Source organism: Brevibacillus soli (assembly GCF_044759095.2).
Classification (GTDB): Bacteria; Bacillota; Bacilli; order Brevibacillales; family Brevibacillaceae; genus JBIYSM02.
Map to the genome: position 1 here is coordinate 20,596 of NZ_JBIYSM020000041.1, position 21,082 is coordinate 41,677.

At 47.4% G+C, this 21,082-nt stretch carries 21 protein-coding genes; 2 read left to right on the top strand and 19 right to left on the bottom strand.

Annotation, left to right across the window (positions count from 1 at the left end):
* Positions 1 to 32: 32 nt before the first annotated feature.
* The 17 genes from ACE99V_RS16050 to ACE99V_RS16130 all read right to left on the bottom strand — a co-directional run bounded on the left by ACE99V_RS16050 (position 33) and on the right by ACE99V_RS16130 (position 17,464).
* Positions 33 to 1,055 (bottom strand): CobW family GTP-binding protein, encoded by a 1,023-nt coding sequence (locus ACE99V_RS16050; protein ID WP_400492237.1) that lies wholly within the window; start codon positions 1,053 to 1,055, stop codon positions 33 to 35.
* Positions 1,052 to 1,414, bottom strand: coding sequence for a hypothetical protein (locus ACE99V_RS16055; RefSeq protein ID WP_400492238.1), 363 nt, complete (start codon positions 1,412 to 1,414; stop codon positions 1,052 to 1,054). Before ACE99V_RS16055 ends, ACE99V_RS16050 begins: the two co-directional genes overlap by 4 nt.
* Before the next feature lie 146 nt (positions 1,415 to 1,560).
* Positions 1,561 to 2,682, bottom strand: coding sequence for a zinc-binding dehydrogenase (locus ACE99V_RS16060; RefSeq protein WP_400492239.1), 1,122 nt, complete (start codon positions 2,680 to 2,682; stop codon positions 1,561 to 1,563).
* On the bottom strand, positions 2,679 to 3,335 hold the full coding sequence (gene pcp / locus ACE99V_RS16065; protein WP_400492240.1) for a pyroglutamyl-peptidase I: 657 nt from the start codon (positions 3,333 to 3,335) through the stop codon (positions 2,679 to 2,681). Before pcp ends, ACE99V_RS16060 begins: the two co-directional genes overlap by 4 nt.
* The gene (locus ACE99V_RS16070) at positions 3,332 to 3,577 is read right to left on the bottom strand and encodes a hypothetical protein (protein WP_400492241.1); all 246 of its coding nucleotides are present in this window, start codon (positions 3,575 to 3,577) and stop codon (positions 3,332 to 3,334) included. Before ACE99V_RS16070 ends, pcp begins: the two co-directional genes overlap by 4 nt.
* Complete coding sequence (locus ACE99V_RS16075) at positions 3,570 to 5,030, bottom strand: sodium:solute symporter family protein (protein ID WP_400492242.1); 1,461 nt, start codon at positions 5,028 to 5,030, stop codon at positions 3,570 to 3,572. Before ACE99V_RS16075 ends, ACE99V_RS16070 begins: the two co-directional genes overlap by 8 nt.
* A 27-nt stretch (positions 5,031 to 5,057) precedes the next feature.
* Positions 5,058 to 5,810 carry an SDR family NAD(P)-dependent oxidoreductase gene (locus ACE99V_RS16080; protein WP_400492243.1) on the bottom strand — a complete coding sequence of 251 codons (753 nt, stop codon included), beginning with the start codon at positions 5,808 to 5,810 and terminating at the stop codon, positions 5,058 to 5,060.
* On the bottom strand, positions 5,807 to 5,974 hold the full coding sequence (locus ACE99V_RS16085; RefSeq protein ID WP_400492244.1) for a hypothetical protein: 168 nt from the start codon (positions 5,972 to 5,974) through the stop codon (positions 5,807 to 5,809). Before ACE99V_RS16085 ends, ACE99V_RS16080 begins: the two co-directional genes overlap by 4 nt.
* Before the next feature lie 19 nt (positions 5,975 to 5,993).
* A complete protein-coding gene (locus tag ACE99V_RS16090; protein ID WP_400492245.1) occupies positions 5,994 to 7,439 on the bottom strand; it encodes a sodium:solute symporter family protein in 1,446 nt (481 codons plus the stop codon).
* A 156-nt stretch (positions 7,440 to 7,595) separates the two neighbouring features.
* Positions 7,596 to 8,483 (bottom strand): polysaccharide deacetylase family protein, encoded by an 888-nt coding sequence (locus ACE99V_RS16095; protein ID WP_400492246.1) that lies wholly within the window; start codon positions 8,481 to 8,483, stop codon positions 7,596 to 7,598.
* Positions 8,484 to 8,556: 73 nt separating this feature from the next.
* A complete protein-coding gene (locus tag ACE99V_RS16100; RefSeq protein ID WP_400492248.1) occupies positions 8,557 to 9,999 on the bottom strand; it encodes an NCS1 family transporter in 1,443 nt (480 codons plus the stop codon).
* Between the two features lie 35 nt (positions 10,000 to 10,034).
* A complete protein-coding gene (locus tag ACE99V_RS16105) occupies positions 10,035 to 10,850 on the bottom strand; it encodes a carbon-nitrogen hydrolase family protein (protein ID WP_400492249.1) in 816 nt (271 codons plus the stop codon).
* Between the two features lie 316 nt (positions 10,851 to 11,166).
* Positions 11,167 to 12,270: an NADH:flavin oxidoreductase gene (locus tag ACE99V_RS16110; protein WP_400492250.1), complete on the bottom strand. Its 1,104-nt coding sequence runs from the start codon at positions 12,268 to 12,270 to the stop codon at positions 11,167 to 11,169.
* A 242-nt stretch (positions 12,271 to 12,512) separates the two neighbouring features.
* Entirely contained in the window at positions 12,513 to 13,748 is a 1,236-nt protein-coding gene (locus tag ACE99V_RS16115; protein ID WP_400492251.1) for a M20 family metallo-hydrolase, read from the bottom strand.
* A gap of 22 nt (positions 13,749 to 13,770) precedes the next feature.
* The gene (locus tag ACE99V_RS16120; RefSeq protein ID WP_400492252.1) at positions 13,771 to 14,748 is read right to left on the bottom strand and encodes an asparaginase; all 978 of its coding nucleotides are present in this window, start codon (positions 14,746 to 14,748) and stop codon (positions 13,771 to 13,773) included.
* Positions 14,749 to 14,836: 88 nt separating this feature from the next.
* Positions 14,837 to 16,870 (bottom strand): sigma 54-interacting transcriptional regulator, encoded by a 2,034-nt coding sequence (locus tag ACE99V_RS16125; RefSeq protein WP_400492253.1) that lies wholly within the window; start codon positions 16,868 to 16,870, stop codon positions 14,837 to 14,839.
* A 393-nt stretch (positions 16,871 to 17,263) separates the two neighbouring features.
* Entirely contained in the window at positions 17,264 to 17,464 is a 201-nt protein-coding gene (locus ACE99V_RS16130) for a hypothetical protein (protein ID WP_400492254.1), read from the bottom strand.
* A 113-nt stretch (positions 17,465 to 17,577) separates the two neighbouring features.
* On the opposite strand from ACE99V_RS16130, the gene ACE99V_RS16135 reads away from it, so the two are divergent.
* On the top strand, positions 17,578 to 17,838 hold the full coding sequence (locus tag ACE99V_RS16135; protein ID WP_400492255.1) for a hypothetical protein: 261 nt from the start codon (positions 17,578 to 17,580) through the stop codon (positions 17,836 to 17,838).
* A 10-nt stretch (positions 17,839 to 17,848) separates the two neighbouring features.
* Here the strand turns inward: ACE99V_RS16135 and ACE99V_RS16140 are convergent, their stop codons facing one another.
* Positions 17,849 to 18,076 (bottom strand): DUF6429 family protein, encoded by a 228-nt coding sequence (locus tag ACE99V_RS16140; protein ID WP_400492256.1) that lies wholly within the window; start codon positions 18,074 to 18,076, stop codon positions 17,849 to 17,851.
* Positions 18,077 to 18,180: 104 nt separating this feature from the next.
* Between ACE99V_RS16140 and ACE99V_RS16145 the strand changes: the two genes are divergently transcribed.
* On the top strand, positions 18,181 to 20,505 hold the full coding sequence (locus ACE99V_RS16145; protein ID WP_400492257.1) for a TOTE conflict system archaeo-eukaryotic primase domain-containing protein: 2,325 nt from the start codon (positions 18,181 to 18,183) through the stop codon (positions 20,503 to 20,505).
* 173 nt (positions 20,506 to 20,678) lie between these two features.
* Here the strand turns inward: ACE99V_RS16145 and ACE99V_RS16150 are convergent, their stop codons facing one another.
* A complete protein-coding gene (locus ACE99V_RS16150; RefSeq protein ID WP_400492258.1) occupies positions 20,679 to 20,954 on the bottom strand; it encodes a hypothetical protein in 276 nt (91 codons plus the stop codon).
* Between the last annotated feature and the right edge of the window lie 128 nt (positions 20,955 to 21,082).

Below are 21,082 nucleotides of genomic sequence, written 5' to 3' on the forward strand. Positions count from 1 at the left end.
TTTGGCTGCAGTGTGCATAAGGCCAAGGCTCGCTACGACAATACACTTTCTTTGATTTCAAGCAGACTCGGCTTAGCGCCGATGATATGTTGAAATGCATCTAACGAACGAAGCACTTGCTGTGGTTCAATCGACCTCATGATAAATACAAGATGGGAGCGGTGGTCTTCACTCGGCCAACTGTCGAGGTGTTCAGGCGGGTGAATGATGTGCTGCACGCCATTGAGCACAACCGGTCCTGCTTCGCCGACGTCGATGATTCCCTTTACTCGCAACACGTCCTGCCCGCGCGCATGCAGCAGCATGCTTAACCAGAGACCAAAGGCAGTCCAATCGAGCGGATCGTTAAATGTTAGTGAGATCGAGCGGGTGTCGGAAAAGTGTGTCCGGTCCTCTGCAGATTGCGTAACTAGAACCGGATTAGGGTCGGTCTGCCTGTCAGAAGTAAAGAGCGTATCCGGCTTGATCTCACCAAATATGACTTCCCTGATTTCTGCGGAGGGATTGATGCGACTCAGCCGTTCCACCAGATGAGACACTTGTTCAGGTGTCGCGATATCCGTTTTGGTGATGATAATTTTGTCGGCAACAGCCACTTGTTTCAGCGATTCCGGTTGACGGTCCAGGTGCAATTCACCGTTTACGGCATCGACGGTGACAACGACGCAATCAATATAAAAATGATGCTGAAGCACCGGATTGCTGAGAATGGTAAAAAGAATGGGAGCGGGATCAGCCAGACCGCTAGTTTCAATGACAACTCGCTCCAACCGTTCAATCTCCCCGCGTTGATCCAGATTCAACAAGCCGGTGATCGCCTTGACCAGATCATCGCGAACGGTACAGCAAAGGCAGCCGCCGCCAAGCAGAATCGTCTGTTCGTCAATCCTTTGAAGAAGGTGATGGTCAAGGCCGACTTTGCCAAATTCATTTACCAAGACCGCCGTTCTCTTCATCTCGGGATTGGCTAAAACCCGGGAGAGCAGCGTCGTTTTGCCGCTGCCGAGAAATCCGGTGATTACCGTGACCGGCCGTTTTGTTGACTGCACGCTCATCGGCTATCCCTCCCTGCTCCACTTTTTCCAGACGCCAAGGTTTCCAGCAGTGCAGGGTCCAACGGGTCTAACGGACGGTTGATCAGCTTTTCGGCAGCAGGCCATAACCCCCCCAGATCTTGAACAATGACGGAACGCCCTTTTTTATCGTAAAGTACATATTTGCTTCCGGTCCAATCCTCGACTCGCAGTCCGTAGTAACGCAAGATTTGATTTGTCAATCGCGATCGATGGCGGCGGTCGCGGACTCGTGAACGCTGGTTTTCACCCGCCACCACTTTACGGTTATCTTCATTGCGATCGCTTTTACGATCCGTCCAATGGACGTTCATTACGTATTCCCCACACAGTACACACATGCTTTCCGCCTCCCCCAGGTGACATTCCTTCTTGGTTCGGTTGTATCAGCAATCCTTGATGTTTGCAAGTTCGAATCGAAATGCAGGCAACCCGACGAAAAGACGATAAGACATTCGGCTGCCTGAGAGTCGAATGTCTCCTTTCGTTAAAACGTGATCATCGCTTTGATAATGCCATCGCCGGCGTGCTCAAACAGATCATAAGCTTCAACAATTTCGTCAATATGAAACCGGTGAGTCACCATCGGGGTTAAGTTCAGCCGGTTGGTTTTAACCAGGTTGATTAGTTGGGCCATGCGCTCACGGCCGCCCGGGCACAGCGTGGTTACGATGTGATGGTCACCCATCCCTCCTGCAAAACTTTCGATCGGAATTTCAATGTGGCCGGAATAAATACCGACGCTGGACACTGTACCGCCTCTTCGAATCACTTTTAAGCAGTTTTGAAATGTTTGCTCGCTTCCCAAAGCCTCGATCGCTGCATCGGCTCCGCGTCCGTTGGTCACTCTCATGATTTCAGCGATGACGTCCGTCTCCTTAAAGTTTAGCGTGATATCAGCACCCATCTTTCTGGCCAGTTCCAAACGCGCCGGATTACCGTCCACACCGATAATTAGGCTCGCTCCTTTGAGGCGGGCACCGGCAATGGCACACAAGCCAACCGGACCGCATGCAAAGACCACGACAATATCCCCGATTTGTATGTTCGCCTTTTCCGCCGCGGCTATGCCGGTCGAACCGATATCGGCTACCAACAGAACTTCTTCATCACTCAATCCGTCCGGAATTTTTGTTAAATTATAGGTCGGGAACGGCATTTTGAAATATTCAGCATGAGTTCCATCCACTGTGTTTCCAAGCCGCCATCCACCCGGTTTGCTAAAGTTCCCCTCCGGACCTACGCATTGTGCAGGCAAATTTTTTTGACAGTAATAGCAATTCCCGCACGGCGTGCAAGATCCGCACATCACTCGGTCGCCTACTTTAACGCCTTTTACCCCTTCACCGATTTCATGGACCACCCCGACGTGCTCGTGCCCCAGTACCCGTCCAATCTCGACCGGATGTTCACCATGCAAAATGTGAATGTCTGTACCGCATATTGTGGTGGCCGTAGTCCGGATCACGACTTCGCCCGGTCCGGCTTTGGGAATGGGCTTGTATTCCAGTTGAAGTTTTCCGATGCCTCTGAAAACAGCAGCCTTCATATATCCTTCCGGCGCCGGTACACCTTTTTGGGCCAGAACCGTGTCAAGATTTACACTCATCGTACGGTAACCTCCCTCGAATAATAGGTTTTCCATTCCGAAACAATCGTTTCGATTGCTAACTGAAGCGCCATGTTCATTTTCTCCTGCTCCATGCTGGGCCAGGTCGGATTCCATATGGACATTCGGGTCGAAGCCGGATAATGGATAAAACCTGCCCAGGCTGAAAGTTGTTTTTGTTGAATGTATCGCAGTACCCCATACATGGTATTGTTGCAGATGTAGGTACCCGCCGTGTTGGAGATCGTCGCAGGAATATGCTGTTCCAAAAGGCGATTGACGATCGCTCGTACGGGAAGAGTAGCGAACAGCCCGTCGGGACCGTGCGGGTCGATCTTCTCGTCGCGCGGTTTTCGCCCTTTGTTGTCGGGAATCGGCTCTTCCGCCACCGTGTCTTTGATGTTGATGGCAACACGCTCGACGCTGATCGTTGTTCTTCCCGCGTACAGTCCGTTGCAGATGACAACGTCAGGACGATGTCGATCCATTTGCTCGACGATCAACTCGACACACTCGTCGTAATTTACAGGAAGCAGAACGGTGATGATTTCGACCCCTTCCAGGGCAAACCCGGCTAGTGAAGCGATCAGTTCTCCTGTCGGATTGACCGGATAATTACTAAACGGTTCAAACCCGGAAACCAGTATCTTCATCTCTTGCCACCTGGCGCAGAAGCATTCGGAGTCTGAAGAGCGTCATCTTTTCTCCTCTCTTCTCGAATCAGGATGTACGGCAAAACAAACACGAGACCCAAGCAGCCGATAAAGGCATACGCCAACAGGAGATACAAGGTTTCGGCGGGAAGAAGAAGCACTCCTTTATTGTCCTTGGTCACGAAGAACAGAATCGCGTATGCGACGACGATGGCTATTGAACCTACGACAGCTTTAGGCAACGTCCTCACCTCTTACAACATTTTGCTTGATCATCGAACTGATATAATCGGTACTTTGACGAGTGGCAACCAGAGTTCCAATCACCAAAATGGCAACGGACAGAATCAATCCGGCAAAGTTGGTGTACATGACATACGCCTTGTCAAATCCGTAGTAGAGAACGAATTCGGCCGCCAAGCCAACAATCATCGCCCAGAAAGCCGCTGTCGGGTGTGTCCGCTTCCAGAACAATCCGAAAATAATCGTAAAAATCAGCGGGATGTTTACCATGCTGTTGACAACGAGTAACTGAAGGATTCCGTCGCCAAAGCTTAATGCCCCGAGAATTCCCAGCGTACCCAGCACAATTTGGGAAACGATGCTGAGGCGGAACGCTTTCTTTGGCGTCAGTTCGGACTTGCTGTATTGTTTGTAGATGTCAAAAATCAAGATCGAAGCGACATTGTTCACGGTCGCATCAGCAGAAGAAAACACAAGCGCCATTCCCCCGAGAAAGAACAATACCGCCGCCCATTCCGGGAACAGATTCATAACCAATGTTGGCGCAGCATCTTGCGCGGCTGTACTGGGATAGAGCAAGTAGCAAATCATCCCCATAATTCCTGTACCAACGGCAAAGGGTGCCCAGGTGAGCCCAAACCACTTGAATGCGCGGGTAACATCCTTGTCTGATTTGCCTGAAAAGGCGATTTGATACAGAACCGGGGCAGCGATTGTAAATCCGGTAAGAGCAAGGAAGAAGTCAAGCATACTGTTGGGGCCCCACGCCAAAACATTCAGCATCCGGTCGCTGTCTGCGGATACTCTTGCAATGATCTCCGATAGCGAAAAATTGCTGAGAGCGAGAATCAGGGAAACCACAACCGCGCCGCCAGCTAATGCCAACTGAAATACGTGCGAGTACATCAAAGCTTCAAAGCCACCGAGAGCGGTGTACAGAACCATAACCACGCCGCCAATGATAATCGCGGTCGTCAGACTTGTGCCCAGCAGGGCTTTAAGCACAATGCCGATTGCCAGAACAACGGAAACAATAAACAGAATATTGGAGACAATAATAATGGCAAGTGCCGCCAGACGAGATTTTTCATCATAGCGTTTGCCAATCAGTTCAATCATCGTTACGCCATTTGGCATTAATTCACGGATCCGCGTAGCGATGTTGAGCGGCCAGACAAACAGGAAGAGCGGCAGTCCTACCCCAATCGCATACCAGATCGGGCCCGAAATTCCGTTGGCAAATCCGGATTGAGCAGCAGCCAGAAGCGTGTAGTTAGACGCCCACACAGCTACCAGGGTGGCCAACAGATGGCTGGCGCTGTAGGAGCGGGACCCGACGAACTGACTTTCTACCGTACCTCCGCCCTTCCTATTGTTTTGAATAAAGTTGTAAAGCCCCCAGCCTAACAGAGCCAGAAAGTACAGTGCTACTACGATAGCGGTTGAGCTCATCTCAATGCCCCCCGATTCTCTCTTTTATTACAGCATGACATCGCCGCTGTTTGGCCCAAGCGTTTGTCCGGTGTAGATATTGCCATCGGGATCGGAAGCCAGGAAAACGGCTGTCGGTGCAACTTCTTCCACTCGCCCGAAACGGGGAAGTGCCAATTGATCTTTTTTCCATTTTTTCCAATCCTCATCGATGGAGGCGACCATTTCTGTCTCGATTGGACCCGGTGCGATGCAATTTGCGGTTATGCCGTACTTCCCCAACTCCAAGGCAATCGATTTGGTGAAGCCGATTACGCCCGCTTTTGCCGCAGCGTAGTGACTGAGCTCGATCCCGCCCTTTTGTCCCAGTTGAGATGCGATGTTGATGATTCGGCCTGAGCGCTGCTCGATCATGTGTGGGACAACAAATCTTGTCGTCAGAAAGACACTTTTCAAGTCCACTTCGATCATCCGATCCCACATCTCAATGCTCATGTCTTGTATCAGGCTTTGTGTCAGTATACCGGCATTGTTCACCAAGATATCGATACGGCCGAATGTTTCGAGCGTCTTGTCTACGAGGTTGTTGACGAGATTTACATCCGTGATATCCCCTTCTGTCACAATCACCTTTCCACCGTAAGCAGACAGATCGCGAACCAGATCATCGATTTGCTGCGGGGTCTGTCCGTAGCAATTGAGCGACAGATGCGCTCCTTCCTTGGCATACGCGAGGGCAATTGCTTTTCCGATGCCCTGCCCTGCTCCAGTAATAATCGCAACTTTTTCTTTCAGTTTCATTGCGCTTTTACCTCCTGCGCCTGCTGTAATTCATAAGCGTTTGGTTGTTTTCGTTTCAATTTGTTGCGGTCGCGAATCACCCAACCGGTACACAAGACCATGGTCAAAAACAAGTAAATGAAACAAAAGTAGATGATATACGTAAAAGCTGACTGGGATAACAAAGGGCCCACTCCTTTCCTGTTAAGCAGATTGACGCATTGCTGCTTCTTTTAGCTGATCAAAGTCAAACTGATCCGGTGCCAGCAGGCTGACAACCACCGTGACCACAAATGAAATGATATAGCTGCTGATGTAGGTTACATAGAGCGGGAGTTGTGTAAACAACAGCATATAGGTAGCCGTTCCAATGGTGACCAGATTGGCGAGGGTGACCGCCCACGAACTGGTCTTTTTCCACCAAAGCGACAATACCAACGGGAAAAACGGCGCTGAAATCATCACCCCGGTAGAAAGCATCAATTGCAGCAGGGAGACCTGTTTTATCGAAGAGAGTACTATGACGACCGCAACCACAAGAGCTGTAATCCTGGCAACCTTTAACATTTGTTTGTCCGTGACATTCTTGTTGATGTATTCCTTGTACAGATCGTTGGTGATCATCGATGCGATGCCGTTCAAATAGGTGTCACCGGAAGAATAGACGGCGAGCAAAACAGCTGTCGCGAAAAACACCATCGCCCACTGCGGAAGCAGTTGCTGAACAACTTGCGGAAAAACTTCCGACGTGTTTTTCAGATCGAGATCGAGGGAAAGCCCAATCAAGCCAACCAGGCTGCAGGTAAGAGCAATCGGAACCCAACCCCAACCGCCGAACAGGAGTGCTTTACGCAGTCCCTTCTTCTCAACAGCGTACACGCGCTGCCAGGAACTGTTGCTTAACGTCGCAATCACTCCCCATCCCCCAAGAGTGACAGCAAAGTAGCCGAGGAAGGCGTCTGCCCGGAAGAAATCCATTTTCAGCGCGGAATCGGCCAGCTGGCTGATGCCGGAATACACTTGGGCCGGTCCGCCTGCTTCGACGAACAGCCAGGGAACCATGAAGATGACGATTAACCCTACCGCAACGTACTGCACGTAATCCGTTACTACGGAACTCCACAAACCGCCAATAATCACGTTTAAAGTAAAAACGAGCGCCACAAGAACGGCAGCCAGTTGATAGTTAACACCAAATAAAGAGTTCAACATAATGGCTCCGCCTACGACTTGGAACAGCGCAAACACGATTAAAATATAGAGTGCGACGAGTGTAAATGTAATGTGGGCTTTGCTGTCAAATCTCGTTTTAATCCATCCCCCGATCGTCATCCCGCTTGGCAGTAAGTCTCGTACTCGCGGTGCAATGAAGGCAAATACCGTGTAGCTTAGTCCGGTGGGCAGGGCGTACATCCAGATGCCCGCTACCCCCCAATTGTATACCCCTTCCGCTGAAGCCATGATCGTTCCCGCCCACAACTCGGTAGCGATAATCGATGCCGCGATGATTCCAGCTGGCACAGAGCGTCCGGCAACCATGAATGATTCGGAATTGTTTACAGAAAAATAACGGTTTGTCCAAATCGCCAGCAGGATCAGACCAATCCCCGATGCAATTACTAACGTATAGCCTTGGGCTGCTAAACTCATCGTTCAACTCTCCTTACTTTGCTTCTAAATCTCAACTCTTTGGAATTTTCCGACAGAAAAAGGTAAAAAAATTTGGCTGTACCCGTGCAAGGAAAAGGATGGTTGTCCTTTTCCCGCACGAGCACGAAATCGGTCGTTGAAACCGCTTCCAGATGTTTACTTGTTACGGGGGAAACGTTGTCTGAAGTCATCAGCGATCTCGTCGAAAGTAACCCAACGCACTCCTTCGTGACTGTTGATGTACTCGATTAATCGTTCGTGCATCAGGAGCACTTGTGGTCTGCCGCTTACATCCGGATGAATGGTCATCGTAAAGACTGCGTAGTCGTGTTCCCGATATACCCAGTCAAACTGGTCACGCCACATCTGCTCAATGTCGCGCGGGTTGACAAAACCGTGGCTGTTCGGCGACTTCTTGATAAACATCATCGGAGGCAGGTCATCCAAGTACCAGTTCGCCGGAATTTCAATCAAATCTGTCTCTTCACCGCGAACCAACGGTTTCATCCATTCTGTTGCGGGCTTTTCGTAATCAATGTTGGTCCAACTGTCTCCAACGCGGACGTAGTAAGGATGGAAGTCGTTATGCATCAAACTGTGGTCGTACTTAATGCCATGTTTTAAGAGAAGTTCATTGGTAACATTGGAGAACTCCCACCAAGGCGCAACGTAACCGGTCGGACGTTTGCCAGAAACCTTTTCAATCAGATCGATACACGTAAGCAGTACAGTCTCTTCTTGATGAGGAGTCATCGCTATCGGGTTTTCATGGGAGTACCCGTGTAAGCCGATTTCGTGACCGGCTTCCACCACCATTTTGGTTTGTTCCGGGAACGTCTCTATCGAATGGCCGGGAATGAACCAGGTCGTCTTCAGGTTGTACTTGTCAAACAGCTTTAACAGGCGAGGCGTACCGATTTCTCCTGCGAACAGACCGCGGGAGATATCGTCAGGAGAATCTTCTCCCCCGTAAGAGCCCAACCAACCGGCAACGGCATCGACGTCAACCCCGTAAGCGACGAGAATCTCTTTTTTCTTTGTCATTTCCAACATCTCCTTTTCATGTTTCTTTATGATCATGGGAATGGTGCACGATTTTACGCTGGATGGCAGCCTTTTACGCTGTTTTGCCAGTGTGAACCGAATCCCCTTCCAACGGAATCACCCAATCGCGACCTACGGTTGTTCCGAGGTATTCATCGGAGTAGTTCGATTCTACCTCTGCTTGTTTGTGCTTGTTTAAATACCAGCCTTTCATCAAGGCATAGTAGGCGATGAAGCCAACCGGGAAGCCGACAAGGTACATGTACTCCATAAAATACAGCGCCATTCCTCCGCCGATCACCCATGCGATCAGGCCGGCCAAATTCCAACCGCCATCATATTTGAACTGGCCTTCTTCACGGAAAAGGTCTTTTACATTAAGGCGGCGTTTGCGGATCACGTAGTAGTCACAGACGATAATTCCCGCTACCGCTGAAAGGATTGCCCCGTAATAGCCGAGATAGGTAAACAGCTCATTCAGAATGGCCCAAGGCTGAACGATCGTTCCGATCACCCCGGCCAGCACAATTCCCGTCACCATCGACATCCGAATGCCGGCACCGGCATTGACAAAAGTCAGCGCAGCGGGAATCAGGTTCGCAGCAGTATTGGTAGACCACTGTGCCAGTATAACCATTAGAAGAAGAATGACATACGTCCAGCCGGAAGCCGTACCTTGAATGACTTCAATCGGATTCCAGTTGCCGGCACCCAGAATACTCACGGCGCCGATAATGCCCATGAACGTCTGCACAAACGGCAATGCCGTAACGTGCGGCCAAAAGCTGCTCCAATTGCGTTTCATCCAGCTTTTTTCCCCTTTGGGAGCCTTGATGTAGCGGGTGATATTCGGAATGTCGATCGCGAGTGCAGACCAGAATCCCATGTTGGCAACCATGATCAAGAACCAGCTTGTTGTATTTGCGGTTCCTTCATAAGTCAAGACATTGATTCCTTTGGCTTCCGCCATCCCAGTCATTTTGAACAAGATCCAGAACGAAATGACGATAATGGACGGAGCGGCGATCACGGCAAATCGGTCAATCGCTTTGATCCCCATCGCCGTGTTGATGATTTGAACGGCGGCGAAGAGCACGTACCAGATAAACCATGAGTCAAAACCAGTCATTTTCGCCACAAGCGTATTGATCGCCAGCGCCCCTAGATACGTTTGGATACCAAACCAGATCGCTGCGACGATCCCGCGGCTTACCGCAGGCAGATGGACACCCGCCGTTCCGAACGGTGCCCGCAAATAGGCGGCAAACGATAAGCCATGTTCAATCCCGATATCTCCGCTAAGACTCCCAATGAGTGCAATCACCAGGTTCGCAATGAAGATGGCGCCAGCTACTTCCCACAGGGACATCGAGTCAATCCCGTTACCACCGATCATGAATGTAGCGATAATGACCGCCATTCCTACCCAGATGTTGAAGAAACCGATCCCGGTAATTACCCGGTCTTTTCCTTGGACGGGGATGATATCTTTGGAAACCAGTTTATTTTTTTGCATGAATGTGCCCCCTTTTTTCTATCTGCACTCACTTGTTATTTGGCAACAAATGCTTGAACGACAAGACCTTTGTTCAAATCACGCAAGTACGGAATGGTACGTCGCTGTTTGGCAACCAGATCAAGCCGTATTTCCGCCGTAATCACTTCGTTCTCCTCAAGCGCCTCGGCGAGCACTTTTCCCTGTGGATCGACGATGCGGCTTGTCCCTCCAAACGTGGTTTCCCCTTTTTCTGTCCCCGTCCGGTTGGCTGCAATTACGTACACACCGTTTTCCAAGGCTCTTGAGCGGGTAGCGAGATCCCAAGCGTACAGACGCGCCTTGCCAAAGGCGGACGGATACACCACCAGGTCAGCACCTTTCAGACTGAGTATGCGTGAACCTTCCGGGAACCCAACCTCGTAACAAATCTGTACCCCAAGACGCACAAACCCCAGATCAAAGACGGGGTATTCTTCCCCTTTGGCAAATCTGGTGTTTTCTGTATCCCACAGGTGAATTTTACGATAGGAGCCAATCAGTCCCTTTGGCCCCACCACCACGGCAGTGTCGTACACAATTCCGTTGGTTATGCTCTTTTCCAAGATGCAGCCGATGAGATATACCTGCTTATCCTTACAGATTTTCGTCATCCAGTCCGTCGTCTCTCCGGGAATCCATTCCGCCAACTCTACGTCGTTTTCTTCGACACGGTATCCCGTGTTGAATAATTCTGGAAGAACGATTAGTTTTGCTCCTTTCCGGGCAGCCTCGTCGATCAGCATTTTTGCCTTGTGCAGGTTTTTCTGCTTGTTACCCAAGATACAATTCATCTGGATGGCAGAAACATGAAGGGTAACTGCGTCAGACATGTCTTCCCTCCCCTCTGTCTGGTATTTCTGCATCATAAATATTGCAACTACTGTGCCAAGTCTGATTAAACACATTTTTTAAAATAATGGAGACGGCATCATGGAGAAAGTTCAAGAGAAATTATGCAGTAACGCATATTATGATAGGCTAATCTTCATAAAATGAGCAAAAAACCAAAATGAAATGCCGGAATTTACGAAACTATGCATTTGTGCATAATCCATTATGCATACACGCATGGATAGATGGTATGAAAAAAGAAAAACACTGCGGATTTTCAGCTTGGCCGCAGTGCCGTATTTCTGCTGCAATATTTTACGTTTCCATATCTTTTATATTGGCAAGAGGTTGAAGCAATGAGAACTCAAAATCTCGAATCTGTTCCCCATTCAACACCCGATTCGGGTAATCTTGATTGGCAAGCGCTCCTTTTCCAAGGGTAATAAAATCAGCTTCACCTTTTTGCAACAGTTCTTCAGCCTTTTTTGGGTCTTCAAGATTTCCGTTTGCAATGACTGTAATTTTCCCAAACTTCTTTGCAAGTGCGGCAAGTGTATGTTCTGTACCTTCGAATGCAGGTTTTGTTGCATCATACTCCGTAACGTGAATATAATCGATTCCCGTTTTCGCTAAACCGGAAAAAATGATTTCTGCATCTTTCTCTTTCCCCGCCCATTTGTGGTTGTGATCGCTTACTTTTCCTTGAGAGATCCGAATGCCTACGATATAATTTTCCCCTACTTTTTTACGGACGGCTTCACAGATTTCCATTAGCAAACGGACACGATTTTCCGTGGAACCCCCATATTCGTCAGGGCGTTGATTCATATAGTCTGTTAAAAATTGATCCAGCAAATATCCATTTGCCCCATGGATTTCGACTCCGTCAAATCCAGCTTCTTTCGCTCGTAATGCAGAATCAGCAAAGGAACAAATGACTCTATGAATCTCGTCCTTTGTCATTTCTCTCGGTACGGCAAAAGGTCCATCTCCTCGATATATGGGAAGTTGTTCCCCTTTCGGTCTTACACTGGAAGGAGCAATCGTTTCGTCTCGAAAAATGTTTCCCTGAGACTGTGAACCTGCATGCATAAGTTGAAGAAAAATCGGGATGCCTTCCTTGTGTACTGCCTTTGTAACCTTTTTCCATGCTTCAACATGATTTTGGTTTGCAATTCCTGGTTCGTTTAAATAAGCTTGGCTGTATTCCTCATCTGGAAATGTTCCTTCTGTTATTAAAAAACCAAATCCACCTCTAGCAAATTTAGCATAGTATTTTACCATCAGATCGGTTGCTTCACCGGTATCTGAGGCAGAAATTCGTGTCATTGGCGCCAGGCCTATTCGGTTTTTGATCTGCAGGTTACCCATGCTTGCTTTAGAGAACAGTGTATTGAATTTATCTGTCTGACTAATCATGAAAAAGCACCTCCACAAAATATGGTCATTTCACAGCATGATATAGATGCAACTACTGTACCAAGTCTGAATAGCCGCATTTTATGCATTTATGCATATTCATATCAGCAAAGATTCTCAATCTTTTCATAAAAGAAAAATGAAATGACTGTATTATCGAGCCTTTGCATTCACGCATAATCTGTTATGCAGTCATGCATGACAGAAAACGGAGTGTGAATGGGAATGCCCTACGCGCAATGTCAAGCGGTTATTTTTTGCAAAGTCAAAGCCAGTAATTCAATCCCCTTCACGATGTAAAAAGTGGACGTAAATTCTTCCGGTGCGTGACTGATGCCGTCCTGGCTGGGAACGAAGATCATGTTGGAGGGAACCTTGCGAGAGAGGATCATGGCATCGTGGTAGGCTCCGCTTGGCATGAGCAAATAAGGGTAATTCAGCTCCTTGGCACACTGCTTAATGACATGCAGAGTCTCCACGTCCATGACTGCCGGAGAGTCATTTCCGTTGATTTTCCATTTCCAGGACAAGTCCCTTCGTTCACAAATGTCATTCACGCTTTTCTCCAATTCCATGATGAGCTCGTCTTTTTTTGCTTTGTCAACGTCACGGATGTCAACGGTCAGCTCGACCATTCCTGGTATGACATTGCTTGCTCCAGGGGTAACGTGAAGTTTTCCCACGGTCCCAACACTTGATGAGCTAATACCGCTGGTGTTCAACCGCTCAACCAAGAGGATCACCTCAGCCGCCGCAGGCATTGGGTCTTTGCGCAGGTCCATCGGCGTGCTTCCGGCGTGACGCTGCTCCCCCCAAATCGTAAGCTGTATCTCAGAGGGAGCGGCAATACGATCGACGATTCCAATGGGAATCCCCTTGTTTTCGAGAACATCCCCCTGTTCAATATGGAGTTCAATAAACTGCTTCACTTTGGCGGGATTGATTTGTTGACGCAGGACTTTTTCCGGCTGTTTTCCATTTGATTCAAGCACTTGTCTAAGCGATTGGCCATGATCGTCGCACCACCGGTCAAGGTCTTCTTCCCGGATCATGCCGGTCAGAGCCCGGCTGCCTAAACAGCCAACTCCAAAACGGGTTGGCTCCTCGGACGAAAACACCGCCAACACCACGTCGCATTTCGGTTGTACGCCTCTTTCCTTTAGAATTCGGATCGCTTCCAATCCCCCAATCACTCCGACTACACCGTCGTACTTCCCGCCGTGCAAAGGAGCATCTACATGGGAGCCGGTCCACACTTGTGGGAGTTCGGGATTTTTACCATGCCAAATCCCCATGATATTGCCGATTTCATCTTCCTCCACATCGAGACCCAGCTTCCTCATTTCCTGTTTGATGTACGATTTTGCCTGTCTGTCCTCTTCGCTGTATACCAGTCTTGTTACTCCATGGCCCGGGGTGGATGTGAAGGTCGCCAAGTGATTGATGTGTTCTTCTACTCTAAGATGCAGGAAATTCATTTCCATTCTCCTCAATACTTTCTTACTCTGAAAATTCCGCTGCGATCCTGTGCCGATCGTTCCCAAACACTGACAACAAAACAGCCAGTTTCACTCTCGCTTTGCAACCGCTGAGGCTGCCGCCCAGAATGACACCTTGGTTGAGCAAATCCTGAGCTCCTCCGGGGAAGTCGTAAACTGGGAAGACCCGCCCCTCCAAGGTTCGAGAGGTAATGACAACGACAATTCCGCTTTCAACCGCCTCTCTCACTTTCGGAACAATCCCGGGCGGAACGTGACCTCTGCCAAACCCTTCGATGACAATTCCCTTGACGCCAGACTTGATGGAACAATCGAGGAATCTATCATCACTGCCCTGGTAACAGGCAATCATGTCGACATGGCTTAAAGATCCGGATAAGGCATAGGTTTTCCTATCGTATGGCTTTCGGTAATAAATGACGTCATCACGGTCCACTATCCCCAGTTTTCCGTAACCGAGTGCACGAAAACCGACAACATTGCTGGCATGAATTTTTACCGCCTCGCGAGCAGTGTAAATCTCCTCGTTGAAAAGAACAAGCACGCCCATCCCCCTGCTTTTTTGGGATGCCGCCACCTGAACCGCTTGTCTTACATTAACCTGTGCGTCGGAACCTGTTTGGGCTGAACTTCTTTGCGAACCGGTGATCACGATCGGCTTCGCTACGTCCATCACCAAGTCCAAAAAATAAGCGGTTTCTTCCAGGGTGTCCGTACCATGCGTGATGACGACTCCGTCTACCCCTTCTCTCTGAATAACTGATTCAACTTTTTGCTTCAAGCATAGAATTTCATTCTGTGTAAACTGGTTGCTTGGGATCCGAAATACTTCCTCCACATCTACTTGTATCCGTTCATCAATTTCACATAGCCTTACCAGGTCTTTACCGTTGATTGATCCTGTTGTCAGCAGGCCGTTTGTCTGGTTCGGCGCGCTTGATATGGTGCCTCCCGTTGTCAACACGACGATTTTGCCCATGATACCCTCCCACCAATAACCTTGATCGTGTTTTGCTATTACCACACTAGCAAGTGTCATGCCAAAAAAACAGAGTGGATGCCCCACTCTATACACCGTCTATTTTGCTAAGTTTTCTGCTAATCGTCGATTGGTTAACCCCTAGTACCTCAGCCATTTTCGTCGTCGTCACATATTTTTGCTTAGCCAGAATCAACAGTTGTTTTTCCAGGATTTCGATCGCGTCTTTCAGCGGCATAATGTCAGTTACGCTAACCCCTGTTAACATTTGTTTCGCACTGACCAGCGAATCGGGCAAGTGGTGAGCCTCAAGGATATTTTGGTCAGTAATCACAATCAGCCGCTCCACGATGTTCTGCAACTCTCTCACATTGCCTGGCCATTGGTAAGCTTGCAAGCACTCCAGCGCTTCCTGAGAGAATGTCTTATACTTTTGATATTTTTCATTGTATTTTTGAATGAAATGAAGTACCAAAGGCAAAATATCTTCCTTGCGTTCACGCAACGGGGGGACGTAAAGGGGAACGACATTCAGTCGATAGTACAGATCCTCCCGGAAATTTCCTTTTTTTGTCTCCTCCTGCAGGTTTCGATTCGTCGCGGCGATAATGCGTACATTGATCCGAACGGGCTTGATTCCTCCAATCCGTACCAACTCGTTCTCTTGCAGCACCCGCAGAAGTTTAACCTGAAGGTTGAGAGGAATTTCGCCAATTTCGTCTAAAAAGAGCGTTCCTTCGTTGGCCAATTCAAACAAGCCCAGCTTGCCTTCTTTGGATGCACCCGTAAAGGCCCCTTTTTCGTACCCAAACAGTTCTGATTCCAGCAGATTTTCTGGTATGGCACCGCAGTTCACTTTGATAAAAGGCTTGTCCTTCCTTGCGCTGTTTTGGTGAATGTATGAGGCGATCACTTCTTTACCGACGCCTGATTCTCCCAGGATCAGCACCGTAGAGTCTACCTCTGCGACCTTGCTGGCCAGAGTAACCACATTACGCATCTGTTCGCTTTTGTAGATAAATTGCTCATCGTTCATTGTCAATTGACGGAGCCGTTCCAGTTCCCGCTTGTACCCTTCCATCAGCGTTTTCGCATCCTCCAACTCCATCTGAAGCCGGCTTTCCTGCGTAATGTCACGCGAGGCGTTTACGACGCGAACGATGTTGCCGTTCTCATCCTTGATTGGCGTTCCCACCACCAATAATCTTCTTCCCGTCTTGGTTGTCTGGATAACCTGAACCTTTTCCTTCTTTTCCAGTACCAAACGCGTAATGGACGGCTTAAATACCCCTTTTTTCTCCAATTCATAAATGCTTTTTCCAATGATGTCCTCCGGTTTGTATCCAAAGAGTCTTTCACATGCAGAACTAACCCGCAGCGTGATCCCTTGTCCATCGGAAACGTAGATCACGTCGTAACTGGTGTCAAACACTGCCTTTAGGTCAAGGGCCAGGTTGGTATAGCTGTCGAGTTTCATGGCAATTTTCTCAATTTCTTCCGCTTCCCAATAGATCTGAATCGCACCGATTGACTTGCCCTGATCCAGGATATTGGTTTGTGTCACAATTCCCTGCTTATTATCCGTTACCTTGACAACCGTCTTTTTTTCTTGAAAAAACAGCAGTTGTTCAAGCGAAGTTTCTTTATCCACGTCCTGGATATGCCGTCCCACGATCTGTTCCTTCTGTACACCGCTTGAGTCCAAGGCTTGTTGATTCATAAAAAAGATACACGATTCCGAATCAATCACGGTCACCTGATGAGGGAGTGAAGCCAGAATCGCCTCGTAGAACTTCTGCTTTTTCCGGGATGCGCGATAGAGGTAACGATAGATCGCATCACGTTCGATCCAGCCCATCATTCGTCCTTCGCGATCCGTAACGATCCAGATGGAATAATCGTCCCATTCCGAATCCTGATGTTCAAACATTTCGACAGTGGCGAACCCAACCGGAATCATCCTCGCTTGGTTTTCTCTCGTTACTGCTCCCATCACCTTTTCATCTGCACTGCATATGAACAAGATCCCTTTTTCCATGAATTCAAAAGGGAGTGACTTACGCTTCCATTCTGTTTCGAACAACAGTTTGTAATCCCGGTGGAGAATACTTAAGATCGTCAAGGGTTTCACCTTTTCAGAAAATTTCACTTTCTCTCATTATACCGCACAAATTACAGATGACGATCGTGGAATCGTGTGGAATTCATGGCGGGGGCAGGCATCAGCAACGGCACAGCGTAATCTTCTTTTTACGAATCCCCCCGACATCTCTCTATCAACTTGCTGACTTGTTCCTCGAAGAACAATCATCTTTGGAATCCTTCCCAAATCGCTTTTAGGTGGAATATGAACGGCACCACTGATCAAAACGTTGTTTTTTCGATATGTTCCCGCGTGTTCCTGGTGAATTCCGCGCAAGATGATCCCGTGCAATTCTTTGGATGATTCTTTCAGAGATGGGCTCGTTTGCTTTCACGATGTCTTCGAGTAAATAAATCGCTTCCAGATGTTCTATCACTGATTTTCCCCGATCGTAATTCCATCTTCCAAAACAACCTTGGTTTCCGTCAGTGTCAAGGTATTCCCCTCAATGGAGTTGGAATGGTAAGTCCACTCGACGATCAGATGGTCTCTTATGTTTCGCATGATGTGAGCAGGAAAGGGTCTTTTCGAGTCCAATGTTTTCTTCAGTTGATCAATCTCTTCAAAAATCATTTTCTTTCCCCCTCATTTTTTACTACGAGTGTACCAAAAGCGCATTATACTATATAGTTGATTCATATTGAAATTACGGTATTCACTACTTTTTCATCTGTGGAGACTAGACTATGCGTATGAAAAAAAAGAAACAAAAACAAATCCTCGAAGAGTTTGGGAGTATGAAATCTTACTGCCCAAATTGCGACCACACTTTTTCAGTACCTTGGCAAATCATTTTCGATTTGCAAGAATGCACACATGGATACGTTGGTTATGAATATTTCCACGAAGAGTTTATCGCCTGCCCGCGATGTGGGAAAAACGCCAATCGCCAAGATGATTTATACAGCATCATTGAAAATCCAGAGGACGAAGAATGGCCGCTTTGAGCATCGAAGGCTACGCATACCGCTTTACAAGTTCCTTTGCTCTTTCTATGCCCTTTTCAGTAAAATAGACGGATTTCGCTCGAATACTGCCGGAAATGCACCCCTCTTCAGTCAACTCATTCAAGACTTCAAAAGGGTAGCCTTTCCAGCTTCGATTCAGTTTGCCCAACCCCACATCTTCCTCCCAAGAGGTTAGGTACAGTAACAGTAACGTTAACTCTTTGATTTTCTCTTCCATAAAAATCATCTCCAAGAGTTTGTTTGTCGTCTTATACTTAACAATATGGGGTGGATATGAGAAATTCAACCATCAGTCTTTTTTCTGATACAAGAAGGGATAACATGGACAAAAGTTCACTGGATTTTGAAAAACTGCACATGGAGCTAAAAAAAGCTTTGCTTGAATGTGAGCGGCTAAAAAAGGAAAATGAGCAATTGCGTAATCAGCTTGGATTGCTTCACCAAACTGCACCATCAAGCCGGATCGTTAGTAATACCTCCACTCCAGATGAAAAAATAGCATTGTTTCGTTCACTCTTCAAAGGTAGAGATGATGTCTATGCCATTCGCTGGGAAGGAAAGAACGGTAAATCAGGCTATGCTCCCGCTTGTGCAAATCATGCATTTTTACCGCTGACAGACCAAGTCATCTACGACCATTTGGCGGGTAAGCATACGATCGGTGTCTATCCGATGCTTCTCGATGAAACTTGCTGGTTCCTGGCAGCGGATTTCGATGGACATAAGTGGAGATCCGATTCAGTATCATTCCTCAATACTTGTATGGAACTTGGAATACCTGCCATCTTAGAAAGATCCCGCTCAGGAAACGGTGCACATGTTTGGATATTCTTCGAAGAACCAATCGCTGCATATGTTGCACGTAGGCTTGGATTCGTGATCTTGCAGCAAGCCAAGAAAAAAATGCACGCGATTGACTTTGATTCGTATGATCGCTTTTTTCCGAATCAAGATGCCATGCCGAAGGGTGGCTTTGGCAACCTGATCTCCCTCCCCTTACAAGGGTTATCCCGGAAAAATGGCAATACTGTTTTTATCGATCACAACTTGGAACCTTATGATGACCAATGGTATCTTCTCTCAACCGTAAAAAAGTTGAAGCTGCATGATGTAGAGTATTTCATCCAAAGAGCTGATTACGAAACACTGCCTTTGCAAAACAGAATGATCCAAGGTATTTCTTCTGCCAATCCAATTCCTTCACGTGTAACAATACATCAAAGAAACATGCTGTTATTACGAAAACATGGATTACAGCCCGCATTGATTCAAAAAATGAAACAGCTTGCTGCATTTCCAAATCCTGAATATTATAAAGCACAACGGATGCGCCTATCTACATCAGGAAAACCACGGATGATCGAATGTGCAGAGGAATATGAGGATTATATTGCGCTCCCTCGAGGATGTTTCAACGACATTCTTGATCTCGTAAAATCCTATGAAATCCAGATTGAAGTTGTTGATGAACGAAATTCGGGTATCCCGATCCATGTAAACTTTCAAGGAGAACTTAGGCCACTGCAGCAAGAAGCAGCAAATGCTCTTCTGACCCATGATCATGGTGTATTATTCGCGACTACTGCCTTTGGAAAAACGGTGTTGGCCGCGTATCTGATCGCAGAGCGTAAAGTGAACACGCTTATCCTTGTTCATCGCAAGCAGTTACTTGAACAATGGAAGGAAAAGTTGTCGGCCTTTCTGGATATTCCCGTTACTTCAATTGGCGTAATCGGCGGGGGAAAGAACAAACGAACAGGAATCATCGATATCGCCATCCTCCAAAGTATTGGGAATAAAGGACAGATAAAGGATTTTGTAAAGGATTACGGTCAAGTGATTGTAGATGAATGCCACCATGTATCCGCTTTCGGATTTGAACAAGTGCTGAAAGAAGTGAACGCAAAATTTGTATGTGGGTTAACTGCCACCCCAACAAGAAAAGATGGTCACCACCCAATCATTACGATGCAGTGTGGCCCCATCCGCTATCGAGTTAATCCAAAGGAACAAGCAGCTATTAGCCCTTTTGATTACATCGTTATTCCCAGATATACCGACTTCCAGGTGGATTCCGATTCTAATGAGAAAAGCATTCAGGAGTTCTATGCTGCTATAGTTACAGATGAACTGCGTAATGACCAGATTTTCGATGATGTACTTCTCGCCTTGGAAGCGGGGCGTTCTCCACTTCTATTAACGGAGCGAACCAGCCATGTCGAGTATTTTGCCAAACGTTTGAAGGGTTTCGCCAAAAATGTGATTGTGCTGCAAGGTGGGATGGGTAAAAAACGGATGCATTCCGTACTTCATACTCTTTCCTCCATACCTGACGATGAGGAACGAGTGTTGATCGCTACAGGACGTTTTATTGGAGAAGGCTTTGATGACCCTAGGCTGGATACACTGTTTCTCACTATGCCAATATCCTGGAATGGCACTCTACAGCAATACGCCGGCCGGCTCCATCGTTTGCATGAGCGTAAAACAGATGTTCACATTTATGATTATGTGGATTCGCATGTGCCTATCCTGCAAAAAATGTTTGAAAAGCGCTTGAAAGGTTATAGAGTGATGGGATATGAAGTCAAAGAGATGGATGAACTCAAAAGCGAAAAACGAATGAAACAGCTTCGCTTGTTTTAAGTGTTATATCAGTATTAAATAAGATTACCCTCCCGCATACAAAGCAAGGATAAACGGGAGGGCAATTTTTTTAAAAGATGATTAAAGGAATAGGTGCTAACTCTAGAGCGTGGTCCACCTATTCCCGAAGAGGTATCTAGGTGTAATATAGAAAATTTTATTGACCAGCCTGGTCAATTATTTCTTTCAGAGCGCATAGATGGAATCGAAGCATCTAAAACCGAAACCACCCAAAGCATTTCACCTTCATTCAAAACCCATTCGGAAAGCGGTAGTTTTTGTGAAGATGTCTGACGTGCTGCAGCAGCCTCCAAAAAGGTACGGCCAAATGTATCTGCAAAGTTAGGAATGCTTGAGAACGAAAGCAATAATAATCTCTCAATAATCCGATCTCTTTCGGCTTCTGCCTGCTCTAAAGAAAGAATAATCCTGAATTTCGAAAGTAACATTCCTTAACCAAACGAAAAAGTGCTCCAAATCTTTGGTAGAATGGTGTTTGACGAGAACATCACCCACAAAGAAAGGAGCACCCATAAGGTGAAGTGTACCATAAACATCTCCCCCATCCAAACAGAGT

Coding starts and splice junctions, on each gene's coding strand:
- ACE99V_RS16050 (WP_400492237.1), bottom strand. CDS start 1,055: ATGAGCGTGCAGTCAACAAAACGGCCGGTCACGGTAATCACCGGATTT.
- ACE99V_RS16055 (WP_400492238.1), bottom strand. CDS start 1,414: ATGTGTGTACTGTGTGGGGAATACGTAATGAACGTCCATTGGACGGAT.
- ACE99V_RS16060 (WP_400492239.1), bottom strand. CDS start 2,682: ATGAGTGTAAATCTTGACACGGTTCTGGCCCAAAAAGGTGTACCGGCG.
- pcp (WP_400492240.1), bottom strand. CDS start 3,335: ATGAAGATACTGGTTTCCGGGTTTGAACCGTTTAGTAATTATCCGGTC.
- ACE99V_RS16075 (WP_400492242.1), bottom strand. CDS start 5,030: ATGAGCTCAACCGCTATCGTAGTAGCACTGTACTTTCTGGCTCTGTTA.
- ACE99V_RS16080 (WP_400492243.1), bottom strand. CDS start 5,810: ATGAAACTGAAAGAAAAAGTTGCGATTATTACTGGAGCAGGGCAGGGC.
- ACE99V_RS16090 (WP_400492245.1), bottom strand. CDS start 7,439: ATGAGTTTAGCAGCCCAAGGCTATACGTTAGTAATTGCATCGGGGATT.
- ACE99V_RS16095 (WP_400492246.1), bottom strand. CDS start 8,483: ATGACAAAGAAAAAAGAGATTCTCGTCGCTTACGGGGTTGACGTCGAT.
- ACE99V_RS16100 (WP_400492248.1), bottom strand. CDS start 9,999: ATGCAAAAAAATAAACTGGTTTCCAAAGATATCATCCCCGTCCAAGGA.
- ACE99V_RS16105 (WP_400492249.1), bottom strand. CDS start 10,850: ATGTCTGACGCAGTTACCCTTCATGTTTCTGCCATCCAGATGAATTGT.
- ACE99V_RS16110 (WP_400492250.1), bottom strand. CDS start 12,270: ATGATTAGTCAGACAGATAAATTCAATACACTGTTCTCTAAAGCAAGC.
- ACE99V_RS16115 (WP_400492251.1), bottom strand. CDS start 13,748: ATGAATTTCCTGCATCTTAGAGTAGAAGAACACATCAATCACTTGGCG.
- ACE99V_RS16120 (WP_400492252.1), bottom strand. CDS start 14,748: ATGGGCAAAATCGTCGTGTTGACAACGGGAGGCACCATATCAAGCGCG.
- ACE99V_RS16130 (WP_400492254.1), bottom strand. CDS start 17,464: ATGATTTTTGAAGAGATTGATCAACTGAAGAAAACATTGGACTCGAAA.
- ACE99V_RS16135 (WP_400492255.1), top strand. CDS start 17,578: ATGCGTATGAAAAAAAAGAAACAAAAACAAATCCTCGAAGAGTTTGGG.
- ACE99V_RS16140 (WP_400492256.1), bottom strand. CDS start 18,076: ATGGAAGAGAAAATCAAAGAGTTAACGTTACTGTTACTGTACCTAACC.
- ACE99V_RS16145 (WP_400492257.1), top strand. CDS start 18,181: ATGGACAAAAGTTCACTGGATTTTGAAAAACTGCACATGGAGCTAAAA.
- ACE99V_RS16150 (WP_400492258.1), bottom strand. CDS start 20,954: ATGTTACTTTCGAAATTCAGGATTATTCTTTCTTTAGAGCAGGCAGAA.